Raw genomic sequence first — 22,458 nt, 5'->3', positions numbered from 1 at the left:
GCCAGATTGCCGCTAAGTGCAACGAACGGGAGACTAAAATGGGAAAAACGCTTACCGCATCCGCAAAACGCATTCTGCAAGAAGTCAGCGCTAAATTGAGCGTAATGGAAACGGCTCTTGCTGAACCACTTTTGGGTGCAGCTTATGCTGAAGATCTAGCGATCATCGAAATCGATACGCTAGCAGCAGCAATTAAACTTTCTTCTGAAACTTTAAGCACTCACAAAAAAGGCGAATCAATCGTCGAAGTGCAAAGCATCACGGATGAGTTGGGTAAGTCGGCGACAATTGTTTCGATCATCAATGAGAACATGCCGTTTTTATTCGATAGCGTCTTGGGCGAAATCAACGAAAGAGCCTCTGATGTTCACATGGTCGTCCATCCGGTTCTGGATGTAAAACACAACGCCAAGGGCTTCGACATTATCGACAAGTCGCGCCCTGGCCTTGCCCGTGAGAAAACCCTGCGCACCAGCGTCATTGTCGCAATTCTTCCTCAGATGAGCGACGAAGCGCGCGAAACTTTGAAGAACAGCGTTATCTCAACACTTGTGCAAGTGAAGGCCGCCGTTCGTGACTGGCAACCTATGCAGAGCAAGATGAGCGAAATCGTTCAAGCCCTGACAGAAGGCGTAACCCCTGCACGCAAGAAAGACATTCAACAGGCTGTCGAGTTTTTGTCTTGGCTGCGTGATGATAACTTCACGTTTCTTGGCATACGCGAATATAATTATGTCGGCGGCGAAAAAACCGGCAAGCTGGTACGCGCCGACCAACCTTCGCTTGGCATTTTGAATAATCCCGATATTCATGTCTTGCGCCGCGGCGATGAACCGGTCACGACAACACCCGAAATTCGTGCCTTCTTGACCGGCCGCGATGTGCTGATCGTCACTAAAGCCAACTTCAAATCGGTCGTCCACCGCCGAACCTATATGGATTACATCGGCATCAAGAAATATAACGATAAAGGCAAATTGTCGGGCGAGATTCGCATCGTCGGCTTGTTCACATCCGCAGCCTATACGCGTTCTGTAAAACGTGTTCCTTATATCAAATCTAAAATTGAAACGGTTATCGCGCGTTCTGATTATGAAGCCGACAGTCATTCCGGCAAGGCACTCCTCAATATCCTTGAAGATTATCCCCGTGATGAACTATTTCAGGTCGATGCGCCTACCCTATTACGAAATGCTGAGGCAATACTTGCGCTTACCGACCGCCCAAGAGTGCGGGTTCTAAGCCGCATCGATCCATTTGATCGCTTTGTCTCTTCCATCGTCTATGTGCCCCGCGACCGTTACTCTTCTGAAAACCGCGAGAAAATTTGTGCAGCCTTGGCCGATGCCTATGACGGCCATGTCTCGGCTTATTATCCAGCCATTCCAGAAGGCATGCTGGCACGCGTCCATGTTATTATTGGTCGCCGCTCAGGCGAAACACCAAAGCCGACACAGGCTTCATTGGAGCGCACCGTCAACAACATCATCCGCACATGGGAAGATGCACTGCGCGAAGAACCGGACCTTGATGCAGCAGCCTTTAATCGCTTCTCATTCAGTAATGTTTACCGCGACACAGTTAGCGCCGCCCAAGCGGTGCGCGACGTTGACTACCTTGAAAAATTGTCAATCGAAAATCCTATTGCAGCAGACTTCCATGCAGTGTCTGATGACACCGAAAACAAGTCTTCAGCTGCTTTGCGCATCTATCATCTTGGCGCACCGGTTCCGCTTTCAGAGCGTGTGCCTATCCTTGAAAATATGGGCTTCCGTGTCATTGATGAGCTGAGCTACGAGGTCACGCTCAAACCAACAGAAGCCAATGGCCCGATCTCGGTTTTCTTGCATGAAATGCGCCTTGAAAGCGCCTCCGGCGAAATCGTACCAATGGAAGATTGCGGCGCTCTTTACGAAGAGAGCTTTGTCTCTGTTTGGTCAGGTGCCAATGAGAACGACCGTTACAATGGCCTTGTTCTTTCAACAGGCTTCAATGCGCGGCAAGTAACTGCCCTGCGCGCTTATGGTCGTTATCTCAAACAAGCTGGCATCGCATTTAGCCAGGATTATTTGGCATCGACGCTCATAAAACACAGCCATATCGCACGCCAGCTCTTCGATTTATTTGATGCAAGATTCAATCCTGATCGTGCGGCCGATCCTGAAGAAGACACAAACGTTACGCAAAAACATATCAAAGCTGCGATCAGCGACAGCCTTTCCGAAGTGCCCAATATTGATGAGGACCGGGTTATTCGGCGCTTCCTCAACCTTATTGAAGCAACATTGCGAACGAGCTATTTTCAACATGATGAAAATGGTCAGCCAAAGCGAAACATCGCTTTTAAATTTGATCCACACCAGATCGATGGCATTCCAGCACCAAAGCCTTACCGCGAAATATATGTGTTTGCGCCAGATGTGGAAGGTCTGCATTTGCGCTTTGGGCCAATCGCACGCGGTGGCCTGCGCTGGTCTGATCGCTCGGAAGATTATCGAACAGAAGTGCTCGGCTTGGTCAAAGCACAGCAGGTTAAAAACGCTGTTATTGTTCCGGTAGGCTCAAAAGGCGCGTTTTATCCAATGCGCTTGCCAAAGAACGGATCACGCGATGAGATTTATGAGGCAGGTCGTTCTGCCTATATGACATTTATTTCATCGCTATTGTCACTTACAGACAACCTCGACGGCGACACTGTAATTCCACCATTGCGCACCGTGCGCCATGATGGCGATGACCCTTATCTTGTTGTTGCAGCCGATAAGGGAACTGCTTCATTCTCCGACACGGCAAACGGCATTTCTCAAGGTCATGATTTCTGGCTGGATGATGCTTTTGCATCTGGCGGTTCGGCTGGCTATGACCATAAAAAAATGGGCATCACAGCACGCGGCGCATGGGAGGCTGTTAAACGTCACTTCCGCGAAATGGATAAAGACATCCAAGAAGAGCCATTCACTGTTGCCGGTGTTGGCGACATGTCGGGCGATGTTTTTGGCAATGGCATGCTCTTGTCAAAGCAGATCAAACTGATCGCTGCGTTCGATCACCGCGACATCTTTATTGATCCAGATCCAGACCCTGCATCATCGTTCAAGGAACGTGAGCGTATCTTTAATTTGGGCCGCAGCAGTTGGCAGGATTATGATACAAAAAAACTATCCAAAGGCGGCGGCATATTCCCGCGCAGCCAAAAAATAATCACACTGTCTAAGGCGGCGGCTGATGCCATTGGCCTTGATAAAACCAAAGCATCACCAACAGAGATTTTGACAGCCATATTGAAGGCTGAAGTTGAACTCTTCTGGTTCGGCGGCATCGGCACCTATATTCGCGCAAGCCATGAAAGCAATTCAGAGGTTGGCGATAAAGCAAACGATCCTATCCGCGTAGCAGCAAAAGATGTACGTGCAAAAGTGCTTGGCGAAGGCGCAAACCTTGGCGTCACACAGCCAGCGCGTATCGAATACGGCTTGCTGGGTGGGCGCTGTAACTCTGATGCCATCGACAACTCGGCCGGCGTGAACTCTTCTGACGTGGAAGTGAACATCAAAATCGCATTTGCGCCTTCCATGCGTGATGGCAGCTTGCCGCGTGAAAAGCGCAACAAGCTACTGGAAGCAATGACCGATAATGTCGCTGAATTGGTGCTGGAAAATAACTACGAACAAACGCTAACGATTAGCCGAACACATGAACGCGGCGCATCGATGCTTTCCGTTCAAAAACGCCTTATGGAATCGCTGGAAGATCGCGGCCTTCTTGACCGCGAAGTTGAAGACCTGCCCAATGATGAAGAGCTGGCACAACGCCTAATCGATAGAACGGGCCTTACACGCTCAGAAATCGGCGTTCTTCTGTCTTATGCCAAGATTGTGCTTCTTGATGATCTTGTTGCTTCAGATGTTCCAGATGATCCATATCTTGAAAAATATCTGATGAGTTATTTCCCGAAGAAAATGCAAAAAGACTTCGCAGATAACATCAGAACCCACCGTCTGCGCCGTGAGATCATCGGCACAGTTTTGGCCAATGAAGTTGTCAACAAAGGCGGCCCATCAGTCATTAGCCGCTTTGAAGATGCAACCGGCGTTCTGCCATCGACGATTGTGCGTGCACATGTCATCACCCGCGATGCCTATAATTTACCGCAGTTAAACGCGGCAATTGATGCACTTGATGGCAAGGTGAGCGGCAGTGAACAGCTCTCGCTTTATAAAGACCTGTCAGACTCGCAGCGCACAGCCATTAGCGGTTTCATTAAAACCGTCAATGATGATCTTGCGATTGCAGATCATGTGGCGCGGCTTTCTGCCATTCGCGATGTGCTTGAAGGCAAGCTCATGTCTATCATACCGCAATATTTGAACGATTGGGCAAAAGAGCGTCATCAAACATTCAAAGGTTGCGGCCTCAGCGATACACATGCCAAACGCCTTGCTCTACTGCCAATTTTGACGATGGCACCAGACATGGCTGCAATTATGGATGCAACGAACCGCGATGTACTGGATGTTGCACAGGCTCTGTTTGCTGTCTCCAATACGTTTAAAATTGGCAGGTTGGAGCATCTTGCAAATCTGTTGGAAACGGGAGACTACTTTGATGGGTTAGCCCAGCAACGTGCGCTCGACACAATTCATACAGCACGCAACGCTATTACAATCTCTGCACTTTCGAACAATACGCTCGAAGCGACAGCAGCTGTTGAAGCTTGGCATGCTGCCAATGAAGTGCGTATATTGCGCGTGCAAGAGCGAATTTCTGACCTAACAGACAAATCAGATTTGACAGTCTCGCGGCTAACAGTAGCAGCGGGCTTATTGACTGATCTTGTCAGCTAACGGATAAAAAATGACCGATACCAATCTGGATGCCTCAGAAAAACCCGCAACACAAAAAAGAGGCATCTGGGGATGGATGTTTTTTGATTGGGCAGCACAGCCGTTTTTCACAGTTGTCACAACCTTCATTTTTGGGCCTTACTTCGTCTCAAAAATGGCTTCAGACCCAGCGGCAGGACAAGCCGCATGGGGCTATGGCATAGCAGCAGGCGGTTTTATCATTGCGATATTATCGCCCATTCTTGGATCAATCGCGGATCAAACCGGCCCGCGAAAACCTTGGATTGCTGCCTTTGCTGCGGTAAAAATAGCCATGCTCTTCACCCTATGGTGGGCAGCCCCCGGCTCCAGCCTTGTATGGGTGGTTGCGGCCTTCACATTGGCATCGGTCGCAGCTGAATTTTCAACGGTGTTCAACGATTCAATGATGCCGCGCCTTATCCCTTCCAAGGATGTGGGCAAGGTCTCCAACATTGCGTGGGGCCTTGGATATGCTGGCGGCATGATCGTTTTGATCTTCATCATTTTGGGCCTTGCCGGAAATGCTGAAACGGGCAAAACACTCATCGGCATAACGCCTCTATTTGGCATTGATCCAGCACTTGGCGAAGACGCCCGTGCAGCAGGGCCAATCTCTGCGATCTGGTATTTTATCTTCATTTTGCCAATGTTTTTCTTCACGCCCGATTCAGCAAAAACAGCAGGAAAACCGATGGCGCAAGCCGTGCGGCTTGGCCTTAAAGATTTAAAAGCAACGCTCAAAGAAGTGCGCCATAAAGCTGGCCTCTTACGCTTTTTGATTGCACGTATGATTTATCAAGACGGTGTAAACGCATTGCTTGCACTGGGCGGCGCGTTTGCTGCTGCAATGTTTCAATGGTCGATTACCGAGATTGGCATCTTCGGCATCATCTTAAACATCGTTGCAATTGCCGGCTGCCTTGTTGCTGGCCGTATGGACAGCCGCTTTGGCTCGAAAGCGATCGTGCAACTGTCAATCATCTGCCTCATCATTGCGACCATCGGCATTGTATCCACCGGACCAGGCTTCACTCTGTTTGGTTTGCTACAATTTTCTACCGATGATCCAGGTGGCCTTTTCGCGACAGCAGCGGAAAAAGCCTATCTTGTATTCGGTCTTTTGATCGGCGTTGCCTTTGGACCAGTACAAGCATCATCGCGCTCCTATATGGCACGCAGTGTGGAGCCAGAAGATGCAGGGCGTTATTTCGGAATTTATGCGCTTGCAGGACGAGCCACCAGCTTTGCTGCACCGCTTGCTGTTGCCATTGTAACCGACATCACAAATTCGCCGCGCATTGGCATGGCAATGATTATCATCTTTTTGGTGGCCGGAAGTGCAATCCTTTACAGCACGCCATATCCTGCCAATAAGCCGAACTATGTCGCGCGCCGTATGCGCTAAAAAAAGAAGCGCCCTGAACCTGCAACGCGCAGGCAAAGGACGCTTCAAAAATAAAAGCTTAGTGCCTGAAGTGACGGTTGCCTGTCATAATCATTGCAATATTGTGCTCATCAGCAGCTGCAATAACATCATCATCGCGCATTGAACCGCCCGGCTGAATGACGCAGGTTGCCCCCGCAGAAGCAGCAGCAAGAAGACCGTCAGCAAACGGGAAGAACGCATCAGAAGCAACCGCAGAGCCCTTCGTCATTGGCTCATCAATGCCCATTGCTTCGGCAGCATCTACAGCTTTGCGTGCAGCGATACGGCTGGAATCAACACGGCTCATCTGCCCTGCGCCAATACCAACCGTTGCCCCATCACGCGCATAAACAATGGCGTTGGATTTCACATGTTTGGCAACGCGGAATGCGAAAATAAGGTCTGCCATTTCCTGCGGCGTTGGCTCGCGTTTGGTCACACACCGCAAATCCATATCATCAACCACAGCTGCATCGCGGTTTTGCTTAAGGTAGCCGCCAGCAATTGTTTTAAGCGTAAACCCAGCCGCTCTCGGGTCGGCCAACATACCTGTTTCGAGCAAGCGGATATTCGGCTTCTTCTCAAAGAGTTTGCGTGCTTCATCTGAAATAGAAGGCGCAATAACAACTTCCGTAAACACACCCAAAATCGCTTCAGCTGATTCAGCATCAAGCCTCTGGTTCAAAGCAACAATACCGCCAAAGGCCGACGTGCGATCACAGTCAAAAGCGCGTGCATAGGCTTGGCTAATCGTATCGCCCGTTGCCACACCGCACGGATTAGCGTGTTTGATAATCGCAACGGCAGGTTTGTCCGTTGCAAACTCGCTGACAAGTTCAAATGCAGCATCCGTATCATTGATATTATTGTAAGAGAGCGCCTTGCCCTGAATAAGTTTGGCTGTCGCAGCACCAGGACGCTTATCGCCTGTTAGATAAAGCGATGCATTTTGGTGCGGGTTCTCGCCATAGCGCATGGATAGCGCCAATGTGCCACCGATCGCATCATAGCGTCCAAAACCTTCATCATCGATCGCGCCGACCATCCAGTTTGCAATCATCGCATCATAGCTGGCAGTGCGGCGGAACGCACGCAAAGCCAATTGCTTGCGCAAGGCAAGGTTCGTTGCGCCACCATTTTCGTTCAACGCTGCCAGAACTTCATCATAATCACCAGCGTCCGTTACGATAGCAACATGGCCGTGGTTTTTCGCAGAGGCACGAACCATCGCAGGTCCGCCAATGTCGATATTTTCAATTGTCGTTGCTTCATCTTCACCGCGTGCAACAACTTCTTCAAATGGGTAAAGATTGACCACAACCAGATCAATGCCAACAATATTGTGCTCTTGCATCGCCGCAACATGCTCAGGATCGTTGCGCACAGCCAGCAATCCACCATGCACCGATGGGTGCAATGTTTTAACGCGCCCGTCCATGATTTCAGGAAAGCCCGTTACTTCACTAATATCAAGAACAGGAAGGCCCGCATCAGCAATCGCTTTGCGTGTACCGCCCGTTGAAACCAATTCAATCCCATGACCGACGAGCGCCTTTGCGAAATCGATCAACCCAGTTTTGTCGGAGACAGATAGAAGCGCGCGTTTAACCTCAACGCGGTCCGGCGGAGTAATTTTTTTGGAAGCTATTGCCATGATAAATTGCCTGCTTGAAGCGAGAATGGAGAGGATTTACCGCCCCATAGCATTAGCTTGCCATGATGACCATGCCGCCACGTGAATGAGGCTAAAAGCCACAGATTTTTATCAGATACGTTCAAAGCGCCACTTTACGCTATCAACGCCCGGATATTCAAACGAGATAACAATCTGCCAATTATAAATCGGCCCGCTAATACCGGCGAGAAAAATGCTCTGCTCAATCATCGGCTTTTGATTGACGGCGCTAAATTGCCAAACCTCACCGCGATCCGTTTTAATCTGCAAATAGTCACCAACTTCTGCAACCTGTATCGAAGGATGAAGGTGAAACCGGATATCAGCCTTATGGCTTGTCTTGTGAATAGCGCTTTCAGGCGTCAGTCTGTCATAACCATCAAGGCGCCTCCCAGAATGAGCAAGCAAAATGCCGCGCTCATGCCACAGACCTGATGTGGGCAGATAACCATTATGACGTGCACTGAAGCCTTCGCCATTCTCGGTTTTCCAAGGCTGTGTTTCCACAACTGTCGGGCCACGTAAAAGCCGCGTATGTCGCCGCCTGCCGGAACTAAATACGGCAAATTGTGCAGAAGACTTATCATCCAGCACGAGCGCTGAATGAGCAGCTGTTGCGCGTGCCGGAGCATCATAAACATCACGGCACAAACGATCTACACCGGCGTTGACAATCAACCGGTTGCGGCCACTTGAAAACTCAAATGCCAACGTGCTGGCATGCGTTTTAACACCGTTATAACCCGCTACCGGACGGCCAATATCTGCAATAACAACAGCATCATTTTCCACCAGCTTTTGATAACCACTTTGATTGGCAATGCCGTTGGGCTGACCATTGGTTACATCATGGCGAAGCACCGCAGCCGAAATATCTGCATCACCAATTCCAGCCCCATGAAATTGCGCGATACTGCCATCGGCATGGCGAAAGAAGCGGAGCATCGGGAACAGCCGATCAATCGCACGTAGAAGCTCTGATGGTACAGGCTTTGAGGCCGCAATATAAAGCTGCGAAAGCGGCAATAATTCGCAAAGAATATCGGCAATGGCATCGGGATTGCGTGAGACATGCCCACCATCGGTGTAGATCTGCCGCTTGAGTTGATATTCTAAGTTACGTGCCGCCCGTGTGCGCGTTTTATCATGGCTTGTCAGTACGAGTGAGCACATCGCCAGTGCGATCCGCACTTTCAACAATTTAAGATCGTCTTGGCACCCACGCGCAAAGGCCCGCAAATAGCGCATTTGCTTATTGATCGAGGCTAAAAACCTACGGTAAAATGAGTGCTCACTATTACGCAATATGAACGGCGCATGTTGCAGCCATGCAATCAAGCGAGCCGCACAAATATCAGCTTCCCACGAAACACCGATAATGCGTTTGCCCGGCCCATTAAGCCAACCATCAATCAAAGCACGCGCATTTTCTGAGGCAAGTTCGGTATCAGCCGCGCTCAAATGCCTAAGCCAGCGGAAGCTGTGCAACCCGTTTTCCCAAGCAGGTGACGGCGCCTCAACATCAAAAACAGAGGTTGCGCCCGTTTCAACCGTGCGACCAGAAAACGTAAAACGCCCCTGATAAATATCCCGCGCAACAAGCGGGTCAGAAGGGCGAATGCAAGATGGTGTGAAAAGCAGGCGCTCTGATGTTCGGCCAACAAAACGAAACCACCATAGGGGACCGGCCTGCAAACGGCTGTTAATCCGTTCCAGCACAAGCTCTGCGCCGACACGCAGATAATCTGGTTTCATAATATTCGATAGGCTACTCAAAAACTTCGCCCCCATCACTCTTCCCCAAAAGAGGCTAGACGATGATGAGCTTAATATAAAGCCAAATTGTTACGCGTGCGAAATTCATCCACGGCGTTTAAATACAGCGGCAAAAAACCCGTCGAGACCTGAACCATCGAAATTTCCTTCGCGGTTAAAGTCAGCAGGTGTCGTGCGCACGAAACCTTCCGGCGTTAAACAGGTCTCTAAACCTGTAATGGCGGCGGCCTCAACGGGCACAACATCAAAGCCATTATCAGCATCTGCGAACACGCGCGCCACATCTTCGCCTTCCAATGGATCAAGCGAACAATTCGAAAAGATTAGCACACCATCGAGCGCAACAAACTGCGCAGCCTTGGTGAGCATCCGCGCCTGAAGTTCAGCAAGCTTTGTGATGTCTTCAGGTGTTTTTGTCCACGGCACATCGGGATGGCGGCGCACCGTACCGGTTGACGAACAAGGTGCATCAAGCAGAACAGCGTCGAATAATTCCTCTGGCGCAAAATCAAACAGGCTAGACACAACCGTTTGGCAATTCTCATTTAGCCCAAGCCGCGCCAAATTCTCGTCCAAGCGTTTCAAGCGATTGGCAGACATATCAAGCGCGGTAACTTTAGCGCCAGCCGCTGCAAGCTGCGCGGTTTTTCCGCCCGGTGCCGCGCATAAATCAAGCGCCCGTTTTCCGTTCAGATCGCCAAACAACTTTGCAGGCAGTGCGGCGGCGGCATCTTGCACCCACCAAGCGCCTTCATCAAAACCTGCAAGTTGCGTAATATCGGCATCGCCGTGCGGGCGGCGCAATGTACCAAACGGCAATAGTGCCGCCTCAAGCGCTTCTGCCCATTTTTCTGCTTCGCCAGCATTCTTTACCGTAAAATCAAGCGGCGCTTCAATGCGGTGCATTGCTTCAATTTCAGCTGCTTTTTCCGCGCCATAAATCTCGATCAACCGCTCAGAAAACCACGGCGATGACCGCGGTGTTGCCTGCGCTATTTTATCGAGCACTTTTTGCTTAGAGCGCACAGCGCGGCGCGTGACCGCATTCACAAGCGAAGCAAAACGCTTCAAACGCGGATCACGGTTCGCCGATTCAACCGCCAGATCAACGGCGCTATGATCGGGCACATCAAGGAACAAAATCTGCGCCAATGCGACATGAAGCACAGTCTGCAGGGCGGTTGCACCTGCCGGTAATGGCTTATCGATAAAACTGTCCAGCACATCACTAAGTTCGGCACGAAAACGCAATGCTACCATCAATATGGCGCGTAAAAGCGCACGGTCGCGCCGATCTAAGGCCAGATAGTGCGGGTGACCATGAGCATCATCGGTCAACGCATCAAAAGATGTATTGGTCTCTATGATCGCACCAAGCAAACGGTGCGCGGTGCGCCGCGTTGCAAGTCCGGGCTTATTAGCCCCATCATCGCTATACTTTGTTTCAGCTTGATGGGGAGCGCGCGCCTTTTTGTTGCGGGCGCGTACTTCGTCACGTTTCGATTTTTGGTCGTTCACCGGTCATTTTCCTCGCCGCGCCCCCAAGGCAGCGGCTTTGAGGTTGAAGACTTTGCATGATTGCCACCAGTATTTGGAATACCGGACGAGCCGCGTTTGTGCTCAATTTTGGCCGAAGGCAACTCTGTAACCGAACTCTCACGGCGTGCCAATGGTGGCTGTGATGTTTCATGTGCTTGGCCGCCGAATTCCTCAGCCATCGCCATCAAAGCATTCACGCGGTTTTGCGTGTCCGGATGGGTCGAAAACAGGTTATCAGCGCCAGAACCATTCAGCGGATTGATAATGAACATATGCGCCGTTGCCGGATTGCGCTCAGCGGTAATATTAACGCTGCGGCCCGATGCGCCAGCAATTTTCACCAACGCGCTTGCCAGCCATTCAGGACGGCCACAGATTTCCGCACCCCGTTTGTCTGCTGAATATTCACGTGTTCGGCTGATCGCCATTTGAACAATCATCGCAGCAAATGGCGCAACAATCATCGCCGCCAACACGCCAATGAACCCAAATGGGCTATTATTATTGCGGCCACCAAAAAACAGCGCAAAATTACCAAGCATCGAAATGGCACCAGCCAAAGTCGCTGTAATCGTCATGATGAGCGTATCGCGGTTTTGAACATGGGCTAATTCATGCGCCATCACGCCTGCAACTTCTTCTGGCGTTAGCATGTTTAACAGGCCTGTTGTGGCCGCAACGGCCGCGTTTTCAGGGTTACGCCCCGTTGCAAAGGCGTTCGGTTGATCTTCGTTAATCACATAAACACGCGGCATTGGCAGGCCTGCATTGGCAGAAAGATCTTCAATCATGCCATAATATTCAGGTGCCGATTTCGCGTCTACTTGCTTGGCATTATGCATGCGCAAAACCATCTTATCGGAATTCCAATAGGAAAAGGCATTCATGGCAAGCGCAATGATAAAGGCAATCATCATACCGCCAGTACCCCCAACCATATACCCGACACCCATAAAGAGCGCCGTCATAAAAGAGATGAGCATTGCTGTTTTGACTAAATTCATCGGCTTATCCGCATCCAATCTGTTATAGACCTGACTATATTTCTTCCCATATATGGTATCATAAAGACTAAATTTCCAATGGTAGATAAAATGAGCGACAACGAGCAAACCCAAAGCCAGCCATCACGCAGCTTCGATGAGCTACCTGCGCCAGCGCAGCGCGCATTAAAAGAGGCCGAAGAGCGCCGCATCCAAATGGAAGAAGACAAAGCAAAACGCGCAGCAGAAATTGGCGGGCGCGGCGGTGAAGATCCTGCACGCTTTGGTGATTGGGAAGTCAAAGGCATCGCAGTCGACTTTTAGAACTGCATCTGTCCTTTCATTAAAATAATAATGAATTTCTTAGGGCGCTCTTGGTGATATTTTAAATCTCTTGAGCAAGACACGCTTCAAAACGCGCAAATTTATGATTCCATAACGTGCTTTTGCTACGCCTAGCGCAACAAAAGCATGGTGTTTATTGAGCCAATATATCCGCTGATACAGCTAAAAGTATCCAAGGACAGGCCACGCAATGCCATGCAAGAAATCAGTTGTGTAGGGAAATTGCCGTGCCGATTATATCAAGATTGAACAAAAAGCTTTTTAAAACAGCGTCCTGCTTTCACAAAGATACGCAGGGCCAGTTTGCCATTATCTTCGCGATTACCGCCGTCGCTCTGGTTTTAGCGGGCGGTTTAGCCGTTGATGGCGCACGGCTTTATTCAGCAAAGTCCAAATTGGATAACGCAATGGACGCCGCCGTGCTGGCAACAACCCGCGATATAACGACGGGAAAAATTGCAAAAGAAGACGCTGAAGAAGCCATCGGCAACTTCCTATACTCAAACATAAATCCAGCCAGCTTTAGCAATGCCGAAGTTAAAATCGATAATATCAGCATTGATGACGTCACAAAGACAGTTAAGGTTGATGCGCATATCAAGCTACCGATGACGTTAACAGCGGTAGCGGGTTATCAAACGGTGGAAGTGAGCTCAGCTTCTGCAGCAAGATATAATGATGATAAAATTGAAATCGCGATGGCGTTGGATGTCACCGGCTCAATGAACAGTAAAATTAAGGGCTCCCCCACAGGTGAAACGCGGATCGAAGCCCTCATAGAGGCAGCCAGTGCCGCAATTAATACTTTAATTCCTGATGAGGAGGCAGGCAAACGTGTCCGCATTGGCCTTGTGCCCTATTCAGCCTCCGTGAACATCTCGCCAATCAAATCTGAAATTCAAATAAGCGGCAAAACAAAAGGCTGCGTTATCGAGCGCACGAACAGTAAACGCTATACAGATGACTTCTCTTCTGGATGGAATAAAGTCAAAGGCATATCATACGCACCTGGAAAATGGTGGAATGACCGAGATGGAAACCCATGCACAAGCAACGAAATTCTGCCGCTGACCAATGATACAGCCAAGCTAACTTCAAAAATAAAAAACCTTGACCCCTATGGCTTTACCGCTGGTCATGTGGGCATCGCTTGGGCACAATATATGCTGTCGTCTAAATGGAATACAGCTTGGCCGACTGAATCAGAAGTTGCCCCATCATCGGACAAAACAACCAAAAAGTTTGCTGTCATCATGACAGATGGAGAGTTTAACACTTTTCTCTCCAATGGTCAGGGGAACGGCAAAGGCGCAAACGAATCGCGTTCTTATGCAGAAAACCTATGCACCAACATTAAAGATAACGATATTAAAGTCTTCACAATCAACTTTGCGGGTGGAGACGATGCCAGCAAGCTAATGGCAAAATGTGCCTCGCCAGACACAGAAACGAACCAGTTCTTCTTTGATGCCTCAAGCGGTGAAGATCTCAAAAAAGCTTTCCAAGCAATTGCTGAAAGCATTAAGGGTCTGCGCCTTGTCGGCTAAATAGAAAAAGGGCCGCTCAAAGAGCGGCCCCGCAATTCCTTCTACCGGTCGGTTTCAACCAAAGCTAAGCGCTTCCGGCGTCAGATATTCAAACTCTTAGAGGCTGCTCCAAGAGGCAAAAATCCGCATAAACCGAGCCGTCTTATTGGAACTACTGATCATCGGATCACCCCCTTTCGTTTGTTAAACACAGGTAAAAGATGGGGCAGCAAATCCGTTTTGCCAAGGGGTAATTTTCAATAGGCAGGTTAAGACGCCATCCCACTTGATCCAAAATGAAAAAAGCGCCGCATGAAAAATGCAGCGCTTAATCAATTTCAGAACTAAAGCCTTAAGCTTTTTTGTTTTGGCGGTTCGCAATCAAATCATCAACAACGGCTGGATCAGCCAGTGTTGACGTATCGCCAAGCGAGCCGAAGTCATCTTCCGCGATTTTGCGCAAAATACGGCGCATGATTTTGCCAGAACGTGTTTTTGGCAATCCCGGTGCAAACTGTATTTTATCAGGTGACGCAATAGGGCCAATATCTGAACGCACATGCGCAACAAGCTCTTTGCGTAAAGCGTCATCGCCTTCCTCGCCCTCCATCAACGTCACATAGCAATAAATGCCTTGTCCTTTGACATCATGCGGGTAGCCAACAACCGCCGCTTCTGAAACTTTCTTATGCGCCACAAGTGCTGACTCAACTTCGGCGGTGCCCATCCGGTGTCCAGAAACATTGATTACGTCATCAACGCGTCCTGTAATCCAATAATAGCCGTCTTCATCACGTCGGCAGCCATCGCCCGTAAAATATTTGCCCTTATAGGTGGAGAAATAAGTTTGGATAAAGCGCTCATGATCCCCATAAACACTGCGCATTTGGCCAGGCCATGAGTCCGTAATACAAAGATTACCCTCAATAGCACCGTCCAAGACCCCGCCTTCATTATCAACCAATTGCGGCTGAACGCCAAAGAATGGACGCGTTGCAGAGCCCGGTTTTAAGGCCGTTGCACCCGGCAATGGCGAAATCATAATACCGCCGGTTTCTGTCTGCCACCATGTATCGACAATCGGTGATTTACCTTTGCCAACGGTCTTATAATACCATTCCCACGCTTCAGGATTTATCGGCTCTCCGACAGAACCAAGTGTGCGTAGCGATTTAAGTGAAGCCTTATTTACATGCTCATCACCAGCCCCCATCAAGGCGCGGATCGCCGTTGGTGCGGTATAGAAAATATTGACATTGTGCTTGTCGCAAACATCCCAGAAGCGCGATGGCGACGGATAATTCGGCACACCTTCAAACATCAAGGTTGTCGCACCATTAGCAAGCGGACCGTACACAATATAAGAGTGCCCCGTTACCCAGCCAACATCTGCTGTACACCAATAGATATCGCCATCATGATAATCGAACACATATTCATGTGTCATCGATGCGTAAACAAGATAGCCGCCTGTGGTGTGAAGAACACCTTTTGGTTGGCCTGTTGAACCGGATGTATAAAGAATGAAAAGCGGGTCTTCAGCTTTCATTTTAGCTGGTTCACATTCAGGGCGTGCCGCAGCAACAGCCTCGTGATACCAAACATCGCGATCTGCATTCCAGTCGATTTTAGCAGCTGTTCGGCGAACAACCAATGTGGTCTTCACGTCCACGCCGCCCTTGGATGCAATCGCAACCGCTTTGTCAGCATTGGCTTTAAGCGGGATTGTCTTGCCGCCGCGCAGCCCTTCATCCGCAGTGATAACAAATGTGGATTCACAGCCAACAATTCGCCCTGCCAGCGCTTCTGGAGAAAAGCCGCCAAAGACAATTGAATGAACCGCGCCAATACGCGCGCAAGCAAGCATCGCATAGGCTGCCTCAGGAATCATCGGCATATAGATTGTAACGCGGTCGCCTTTTTTAACGCCGTTTTTCTTCATCACATTAGAAAGACGGCACACCTGCTCATAAAGCTCATTATAGGTGATCTTCTTATCATCATAAGGATTGTCACCTTCCCAGATGATCGCCACTTGATTGCCGCGTTTTTTCAAATGGCGGTCAATGCAATTATAAGCAACGTTCGTGACGCCGTCCTCAAACCACTTGATTGAGACATCGCCCTCAAAACTTGTATTCTTCACTTTGGTGTAAGGCTTGAACCAATCAATACGCTTGCCATGCTTAGCCCAGAATTTCTCAGGGTCTTTCACACTCTGCTTGTACCACTTTAGGTATTTTTCATCATCGATTTTCGCGCGTTTTTCGGCCGCAGGCAAAACACGGTAAACTTCACCAGACATAGAATTCTCCTCCAAGGGCATTGGCCCGTATTCTAACGCAAAACTGCGCCTCCACTGAGTATAAATAAAACAACATCAAAGCTTCGTAAATTAGACGAACGGCCCCTACTGCACTTGCCACACTATTAAAATGCCAGACATCTAATGTGACAGGACGTAACTAAGCTTGAATTGACCCTTGGTAACGAGACATTTACCCCCGCGCAATGGCTTGGGAGGGTTGTGCATTAAATTGCACGACCCTCCTTTTCTTTAAAAAGCCTCTCATTTGAATAAATTATAGGTCTTATGTATGCGCTTTACGCAATCGCTTAATTTTACACGTCACAAGCTGGCTATTCTCTTTCTAACGTTCATCGCTGTCACCACAGCAACGAGCGCGCAATCTGGCGCTTTGAATACCAATGGCAACCCTTGGCACGCTTTAACAAATGGCCTGATGGATCATGATCACGGCCATTTACTGCGCGAGCCTTCACCTTTCGACGACATGAGCGCAGTTCAACTCGCCGCTCTACCCAAAGGTCGTCGCATCCATTTTAACGCACCATCAAAATGCGTACCAGCACGGCTTAAAAGCGTTTTGCAAAATGTTGCTGCGAAATACGGACCAATCACGGTCAATTCGACTGTTCGCAGCAGTAAAAAGAACCGCAAAATTGGCGGCAAGAAACGTTCATGGCATCTAAGGTGCGCGGCAGTTGATTTTCGCGTTCATGCGGGCACCAAAGGCCTTTTGTCATATTTGCGTAAAAGCAAAAAAGTCGGCGGCTATAAGCGCTATAAATCAGGCTTCTACCATATTGATATAGGCCCAAAGCGTACTTGGTAAATCACGCTTGATAAAATGACGATAAGCCCGGCTCTCAATGTCGGGCTTTCTTGTTTGCAGCTAGGTCTTCTTCGTTCTATTGCCGTCTATATGTGGCAGCACAAACCCAAGCGCCGCAACGCCAAGAACGATGATTGCCCAGCCAACATAAACAATGCCAATCGAATAATATTCGGCAACAACACCCACTAATGCTGGAATAAAAAGCAGCCCCGCATAGCCAAGCGCCGTCACCACGGCAATGCCAACCGATGGGCGAATGCCGGGATATTTGCCAGCTGCAGAAAACAACACCGGCACCACATTCGCCATACCGATACCAGCAACAAAAAAGCCAAAACACGCCAGATAGAAATTATCGGCATAGCCGCCAAAAAATAGCCCGACCGATGAAATCGCTGCGCTCACAATAAAAGTGCGCCGATCACCAAAACGCGTACGCACACCATCGCCCAAAAAGCGCATCAACGCCATTGTGAACGAAAACGCCGCAACCGCATAGCCGCTGACGATCAAAGGTGCATCCAGCTCATTGCGAAGATAAAGCGCACTCCAGTCGATAATTGTGCCTTCTGACGCAAAAGAAAACAGTGCGGCAAATCCCAAAAGATAAAGACCAAAAGAGCGCGGAATTCCTGTTTTGCGTTTTTTAGTCTGAGCGCCCGCCTCTTGTTGCGCGTCAAAATCAGAATCCATATTCGCATCAGACATAAGCCGCGGCCACGCATAAAACATAAGCGCAAGAACGATGCCTGTGACAATCAAGGCATGTCCCATTTCGCCAAACCAGACAATCATAGCCCCGCCGCTGAGGCCGCCAACCAAGCCCCCAAGGCTCCAAAATCCGTGATAAGAAGACATAACCGGACGATCAAGCGCGACCTCTACAGCCACACCATTGGCATTCATAGCATTGTCCATCGCCCCCAAAAACATGCCGAACCATAACAGCGCTAAGGCCGTTCCGAACAATGATGGCACAAGGGTAAGCAGAATGAGAGAAATCGACAGGAAGAGCCATGTCCAGCGAATAACAAAAACCGAACCGTATTTTGTAACCAGCCATGCACCGACAATAAGCGCAAACAATGCGCCAAGGCCAAAGACGACAATTAACTGTCCAAGCATGCCCTCAGAAATGCCCAGCCGTTCAACCATGACCGGAATTTTGGCCGCCCAATGACCAATCATCAAACCATTGGCAAAAAACGCCGCATTAACGGCCCATCGCGCATGAAATAACGCGCCCGCCGTTGAAGGCGAGAAAGCCGTGGTCTGATGTTCGCTCATAATTGCGACCTTCTGTAAAAGCTCCAACAGAGCCTATGGCAGGAGAGAAAGGGAACCGAATAGCCGTTTCGACGTTATGGTATCAAATAATTCGAAAAGGAACATGTCATGGGTCTATCAACAATCCTCCTCATCATACTTGTACTTCTACTCATCGGCGCGATACCTGCGCGCGGACGCTTCGGCAACGGCCCTATCGGCATTGTCGGCGTTTTGTTGATTATTGTTGTTATTCTAGCGCTCACTGGCAATATTTAACCAGTCAGCATAAAGCGCGGCTCACCAAAGCCGCGCTTTATAATTTATTCAAACCCGTTAGCTTTCCAAAACAACCAACAAGTCTTTTGCATCAATCTGGTCGCCCGCTTTAATAAGCACTTCGGCAATCTTGCCATCGCGCTCGATATGAATTGCAGTTTCCATTTTCATCGCTTCGATAGAGCAGATCACATCGCCAGCAGTGACGTCTTGCCCAACGCTGACAGCAAGCGTTGAAATAACGCCCGGCATTGGGGCGCTAACATGCGCTTCATTGCCTTCTTCAGCTTTGCGGCGTGACAATGCACCTTCTGCGCCATGGGCCCGATCTGGTACTTTAATGCGGCGTGGTTGACCGTTCAGTTCAAAGAACACTGTCCGCATGCCTTTTTCATCGGTCTCGCCAATAGCCAGACAACGCGCAACAAGCGTTTTACCTTTTTCAATCTCGATAAACACTTCATCGGATTGCTCCAGCCCGTAGAAATAGACCGGCGTTGGCAAGCGTGAAACAGGGCCGTATTTTTCTTGCGCAAGCGCAAAATCCGTAAACACCTTCGGATACATCAAGTAAGATGCAAATTCGAAATCATTGATTTTGCGGTCAAGCTTGGTTTCAATCTCGGCGCGCATCGCATCAAGGTCAGCAGCGGCAAGCAATGAGCCTGGAACGTCCGTATAGGCCTTTTCGCCTTTCAGCACTTTCTTCTGAATGTCCTTTGGCCACCCGCCCGGCGACTGGCCAAGATCACCGCGCATCATAGAAACAACAGAATCTGGGAACGCAATATCTTTCGCCGGATCTTTGACGTCTTCAACCGTCAAATCTTGGCTCACCATCATCAACGCCATATCACCAACCACTTTGGAAGACGGCGTCACTTTAACGATGTCGCCAAACATGTTGTTGGCATCATGATAAGCGCGTGCAACTTCGTGCCAACGTGTCTCCAATCCGAGCGAACGTGCTTGCTCTTTCAAATTGGTGAACTGACCACCCGGCATTTCATGCAAATAGACTTCAGAAGCAGGGCTTTGGCTGATCGTTTCAAACGCTGAATACTGATTGCGCACCGCTTCCCAATAGAACGAAATTTTGCGAATCCATTCTGCATCAAGACCGCTATCGCGCTCAGTGCCGCGCAAAGCCTCAACAATGGAGCCAAGACATGGCTGCGAAGTGTTGCCTGAAAAGGAGTCCATGGCTGCATCAACGGCATCAACACCGGATTCAACAGCCGCCAACACTGTCGCAGCAGCAATGCCGGATGTGTCATGCGTATGGAAGTGAATTGGCAATTCTGTTTCGCTGCGCAATGTTGTGAATAGCTGACGTGCCGCAGCAGGTTTTAGCAAACCTGCCATGTCTTTCACACACAACACATGGGCACCCGCCGCTTCCAGCTCCTTGGCAAGACCAACATAATATTTCAGATCATATTTTGGACGGGCAGAATTAAGAAGATCGCCTGTGTAACAAAGCGTTGCTTCACAAATCTTATTCTCTTCAATCACCGCATCCATAGACACGCGCATATTGTCGACCCAGTTAAGACAGTCGAACACACGGAACAGATCAACACCGCCAGCGGCCGCTTGGCGAACAAACTGTTTGACCACATTGTCAGGATAGTTCGTGTAACCAACACCATTGGCACCGCGCAGCAACATTTGTAGCAAAATGTTCGGCGCTTGCTCACGCACCATCGCAAGGCGCTCCCACGGATCTTCCGTTAAAAAGCGCATCGACACGTCAAACGTCGCGCCGCCCCAACATTCCAATGACAAAAGATTTGGCAAAGCGCGCGCATAGGTGCCCGCAATCGAAGCGATGTCATGGGTACGCACACGTGTCGCAAGCAGGCTTTGATGGCCATCGCGCATCGTCGTATCGGTAATCATGATCTGTTTTTGATCACGCAGCCATTTAGCAAACCCAACAGGACCAAGTTCATCAAGCTTAAATTTAGTGCCTGTTTCTGGCAGCTTGCCTTCAAACCAAGGCACAACCGGTGCTGCGCTATCTTCTTTTGGTAGCGGACGCCCTTTGGTTTCAGGATGACCATTGACACTAACATCGGCAATATAAGTCAAAAGCTTTGTCGCGCGGTCCTGTCGTTTAACCTGCTCGAACAGCGCTGGCGTATTGTCGATAAACTTCGTTGTATATTCATTCGACTTGAAAAGCGGATGCGAAATAATCGCCTCAAGAAACGTCAAATTGGTCGCAACACCGCGAATACGGAACTCACGCAATGCGCGGTCCATACGGGCAATAACTTCGTCAGACGTCGGTGCCCATGCGGTTACTTTTTCCAAAAGCGGATCATAGAACCGTGTGATAACCGCGCCCGAATAGGCTGTGCCACCATCAAGGCGAATACCAAAACCCGTTGCACCGCGATAAGCTGTAATACGGCCATAATCAGGAATGAAATTCTGCTCAGGATCTTCCGTTGTAATACGGCACTGGAGCGCATGACCATTAAGGCGAATATCTTCCTGTTTAGGAACGCCCGATTCAGGCGTACCGATCGCGTGTCCTTCAAGAATATGAATTTGCGCTTTAATAATGTCGATGCCCGTGACTTCTTCTGTCACAGTATGCTCAACCTGCACGCGCGGGTTCACTTCGATAAAGTAAAACTCGCCGCTGTCTTTATCCATCAGGAACTCGACAGTACCAGCACCGATATACTGGGTCGCATTGGCAATTTTCAGACCGTAATCAGAAATTTCCTTGCGCTGTTCCATCGACAAATAAGGCGCAGGTGCACGCTCAACCACTTTTTGGTTTCGGCGTTGAATAGAACAATCACGCTCCCAAAGATGGACTGCATTGCCATGCGTGTCGCCCAAAATCTGAACTTCCACATGGCGGGCATTTTGAATTAGTTTTTCAAAATAGACTTCGTCCTTACCAAAAGCAGCACGTGCTTCGCGCTTTGCTTCGGTAACATCGTTTATTACGTCATCTTCAGAGAAGATCGCACGCATACCGCGGCCGCCGCCGCCCCACGATGCTTTAAGCATAACCGGATAGCCGATCTCGGCGGCCATCTTTTTAACTTCCTCCATGTCATCGGGAAGCGGTGTTGTTGCTGGCACCACTGGAACACCGGCAGAAATCGCAAGATTTCGCGCAGCAACCTTATTGCCAAGGGAGCGCATGGTTTCAGGCTTAGGGCCAATAAATGTAATGCCGGCTTCTTGGCAGGCATCCACAAATTCAGGGCTTTCAGACAAAAGACCATAGCCCGGGTGAATAGCATCAGCACCGGAAATGCGCGCAACGCGCAAAATTTCCTCAATCGAAAGATAACTTTCAATAGGCCCCAAATCTTTTTCTAAATGAGGGCCACGGCCAACCTGATAGGATTCATCGGCTTTAAACCGGTGCAGCGCCAGCTTGTCTTCTTCTGCCCAGATTGCGACCGTTTTTATACCAAGTTCATTGGCTGCGCGAAAAACGCGAATCGCAATTTCAGAGCGGTTAGCAACAAGAATTTTTTTGATGGCCACTATGTAGTCCTCAGTATGTTGATTATCGTTACGGCATCTATAAAGTCATAAATGGTGCAGTGCAAACCGCTTGTCTCATAGCGGCTTAACTTTACGCATCCAGCAAAGCTGGATAC

Annotated in this window: 13 protein-coding genes; 6 read left to right on the top strand and 7 right to left on the bottom strand. The window is 49.4% G+C overall.

From position 1 onward, the window contains the following. Positions 1-38 precede the first annotated feature (38 nt). Together N530_RS0111645 and N530_RS0111640 are read left to right on the top strand one after the other, a co-directional pair. Entirely contained in the window at positions 39-4,844 is a 4,806-nt protein-coding gene (locus tag N530_RS0111645; RefSeq protein ID WP_026480823.1) for an NAD-glutamate dehydrogenase, read from the top strand. A gap of 10 nt (positions 4,845-4,854) precedes the next feature. Further along, a complete protein-coding gene (locus tag N530_RS0111640; protein ID WP_026480822.1) occupies positions 4,855-6,270 on the top strand; it encodes an MFS transporter in 1,416 nt (471 codons plus the stop codon). 58 nt (positions 6,271-6,328) lie between these two features. Here the strand turns inward: N530_RS0111640 and purH are convergent, their stop codons facing one another. From purH to htpX, 4 genes are all read right to left on the bottom strand, one after another. Further along, complete coding sequence (gene purH / locus N530_RS0111635) at positions 6,329-7,945, bottom strand: bifunctional phosphoribosylaminoimidazolecarboxamide formyltransferase/IMP cyclohydrolase (RefSeq protein WP_026480821.1); 1,617 nt, start codon at positions 7,943-7,945, stop codon at positions 6,329-6,331. 111 nt (positions 7,946-8,056) lie between these two features. Next, a complete protein-coding gene (locus N530_RS0111630; RefSeq protein WP_162150956.1) occupies positions 8,057-9,742 on the bottom strand; it encodes a heparinase II/III family protein in 1,686 nt (561 codons plus the stop codon). Between the two features lie 84 nt (positions 9,743-9,826). Then, positions 9,827-11,260 carry an RsmB/NOP family class I SAM-dependent RNA methyltransferase gene (locus N530_RS0111625; RefSeq protein ID WP_026480819.1) on the bottom strand — a complete coding sequence of 478 codons (1,434 nt, stop codon included), beginning with the start codon at positions 11,258-11,260 and terminating at the stop codon, positions 9,827-9,829. After that, the gene (htpX, locus tag N530_RS0111620; protein WP_026480818.1) at positions 11,257-12,285 is read right to left on the bottom strand and encodes a zinc metalloprotease HtpX; all 1,029 of its coding nucleotides are present in this window, start codon (positions 12,283-12,285) and stop codon (positions 11,257-11,259) included. The genes N530_RS0111625 and htpX overlap by 4 nt, the downstream gene beginning before the upstream one ends. A gap of 90 nt (positions 12,286-12,375) precedes the next feature. Here htpX and N530_RS0111615 point away from each other — a divergent pair, with 90 nt between their 5' ends. Both N530_RS0111615 and N530_RS0111610 read left to right on the top strand, forming a co-directional pair. Further along, complete coding sequence (locus N530_RS0111615) at positions 12,376-12,588, top strand: DUF1674 domain-containing protein (protein ID WP_018690170.1); 213 nt, start codon at positions 12,376-12,378, stop codon at positions 12,586-12,588. A gap of 248 nt (positions 12,589-12,836) precedes the next feature. Continuing rightward, a complete protein-coding gene (locus N530_RS0111610) occupies positions 12,837-14,156 on the top strand; it encodes a TadE/TadG family type IV pilus assembly protein (protein WP_026480817.1) in 1,320 nt (439 codons plus the stop codon). Positions 14,157-14,487: 331 nt separating this feature from the next. On the opposite strand, the gene acs is transcribed toward N530_RS0111610, so the two are convergent. After that, positions 14,488-16,440, bottom strand: a complete 1,953-nt coding sequence (acs, locus tag N530_RS0111605; protein WP_026480816.1) for an acetate--CoA ligase — start codon at positions 16,438-16,440, stop codon at positions 14,488-14,490. 292 nt (positions 16,441-16,732) lie between these two features. Here acs and N530_RS18680 point away from each other — a divergent pair, with 292 nt between their 5' ends. Further along, positions 16,733-17,272, top strand: coding sequence for a D-Ala-D-Ala carboxypeptidase family metallohydrolase (locus tag N530_RS18680; RefSeq protein ID WP_051540917.1), 540 nt, complete (start codon positions 16,733-16,735; stop codon positions 17,270-17,272). A 60-nt stretch (positions 17,273-17,332) separates the two neighbouring features. Here the strand turns inward: N530_RS18680 and N530_RS18020 are convergent, their stop codons facing one another. Then, the gene (locus N530_RS18020) at positions 17,333-18,562 is read right to left on the bottom strand and encodes an MFS transporter (RefSeq protein ID WP_051540916.1); all 1,230 of its coding nucleotides are present in this window, start codon (positions 18,560-18,562) and stop codon (positions 17,333-17,335) included. 108 nt (positions 18,563-18,670) lie between these two features. Here N530_RS18020 and N530_RS18890 point away from each other — a divergent pair, with 108 nt between their 5' ends. Next, on the top strand, positions 18,671-18,820 hold the full coding sequence (locus tag N530_RS18890) for a DUF3309 family protein (RefSeq protein ID WP_018690164.1): 150 nt from the start codon (positions 18,671-18,673) through the stop codon (positions 18,818-18,820). Positions 18,821-18,877: 57 nt separating this feature from the next. Here the strand turns inward: N530_RS18890 and pyc are convergent, their stop codons facing one another. Beyond that, entirely contained in the window at positions 18,878-22,342 is a 3,465-nt protein-coding gene (gene pyc, locus N530_RS0111585; protein WP_026480815.1) for a pyruvate carboxylase, read from the bottom strand. Between the last annotated feature and the right edge of the window lie 116 nt (positions 22,343-22,458).

Origin of the sequence: Ahrensia sp. 13_GOM-1096m, from assembly GCF_000620605.1 — a bacterium.
GTDB lineage: Bacteria > Pseudomonadota > Alphaproteobacteria > Rhizobiales > Rhizobiaceae > Ahrensia > Ahrensia kielensis.
This window is presented reverse-complemented; position numbering and strand designations above follow the sequence as displayed.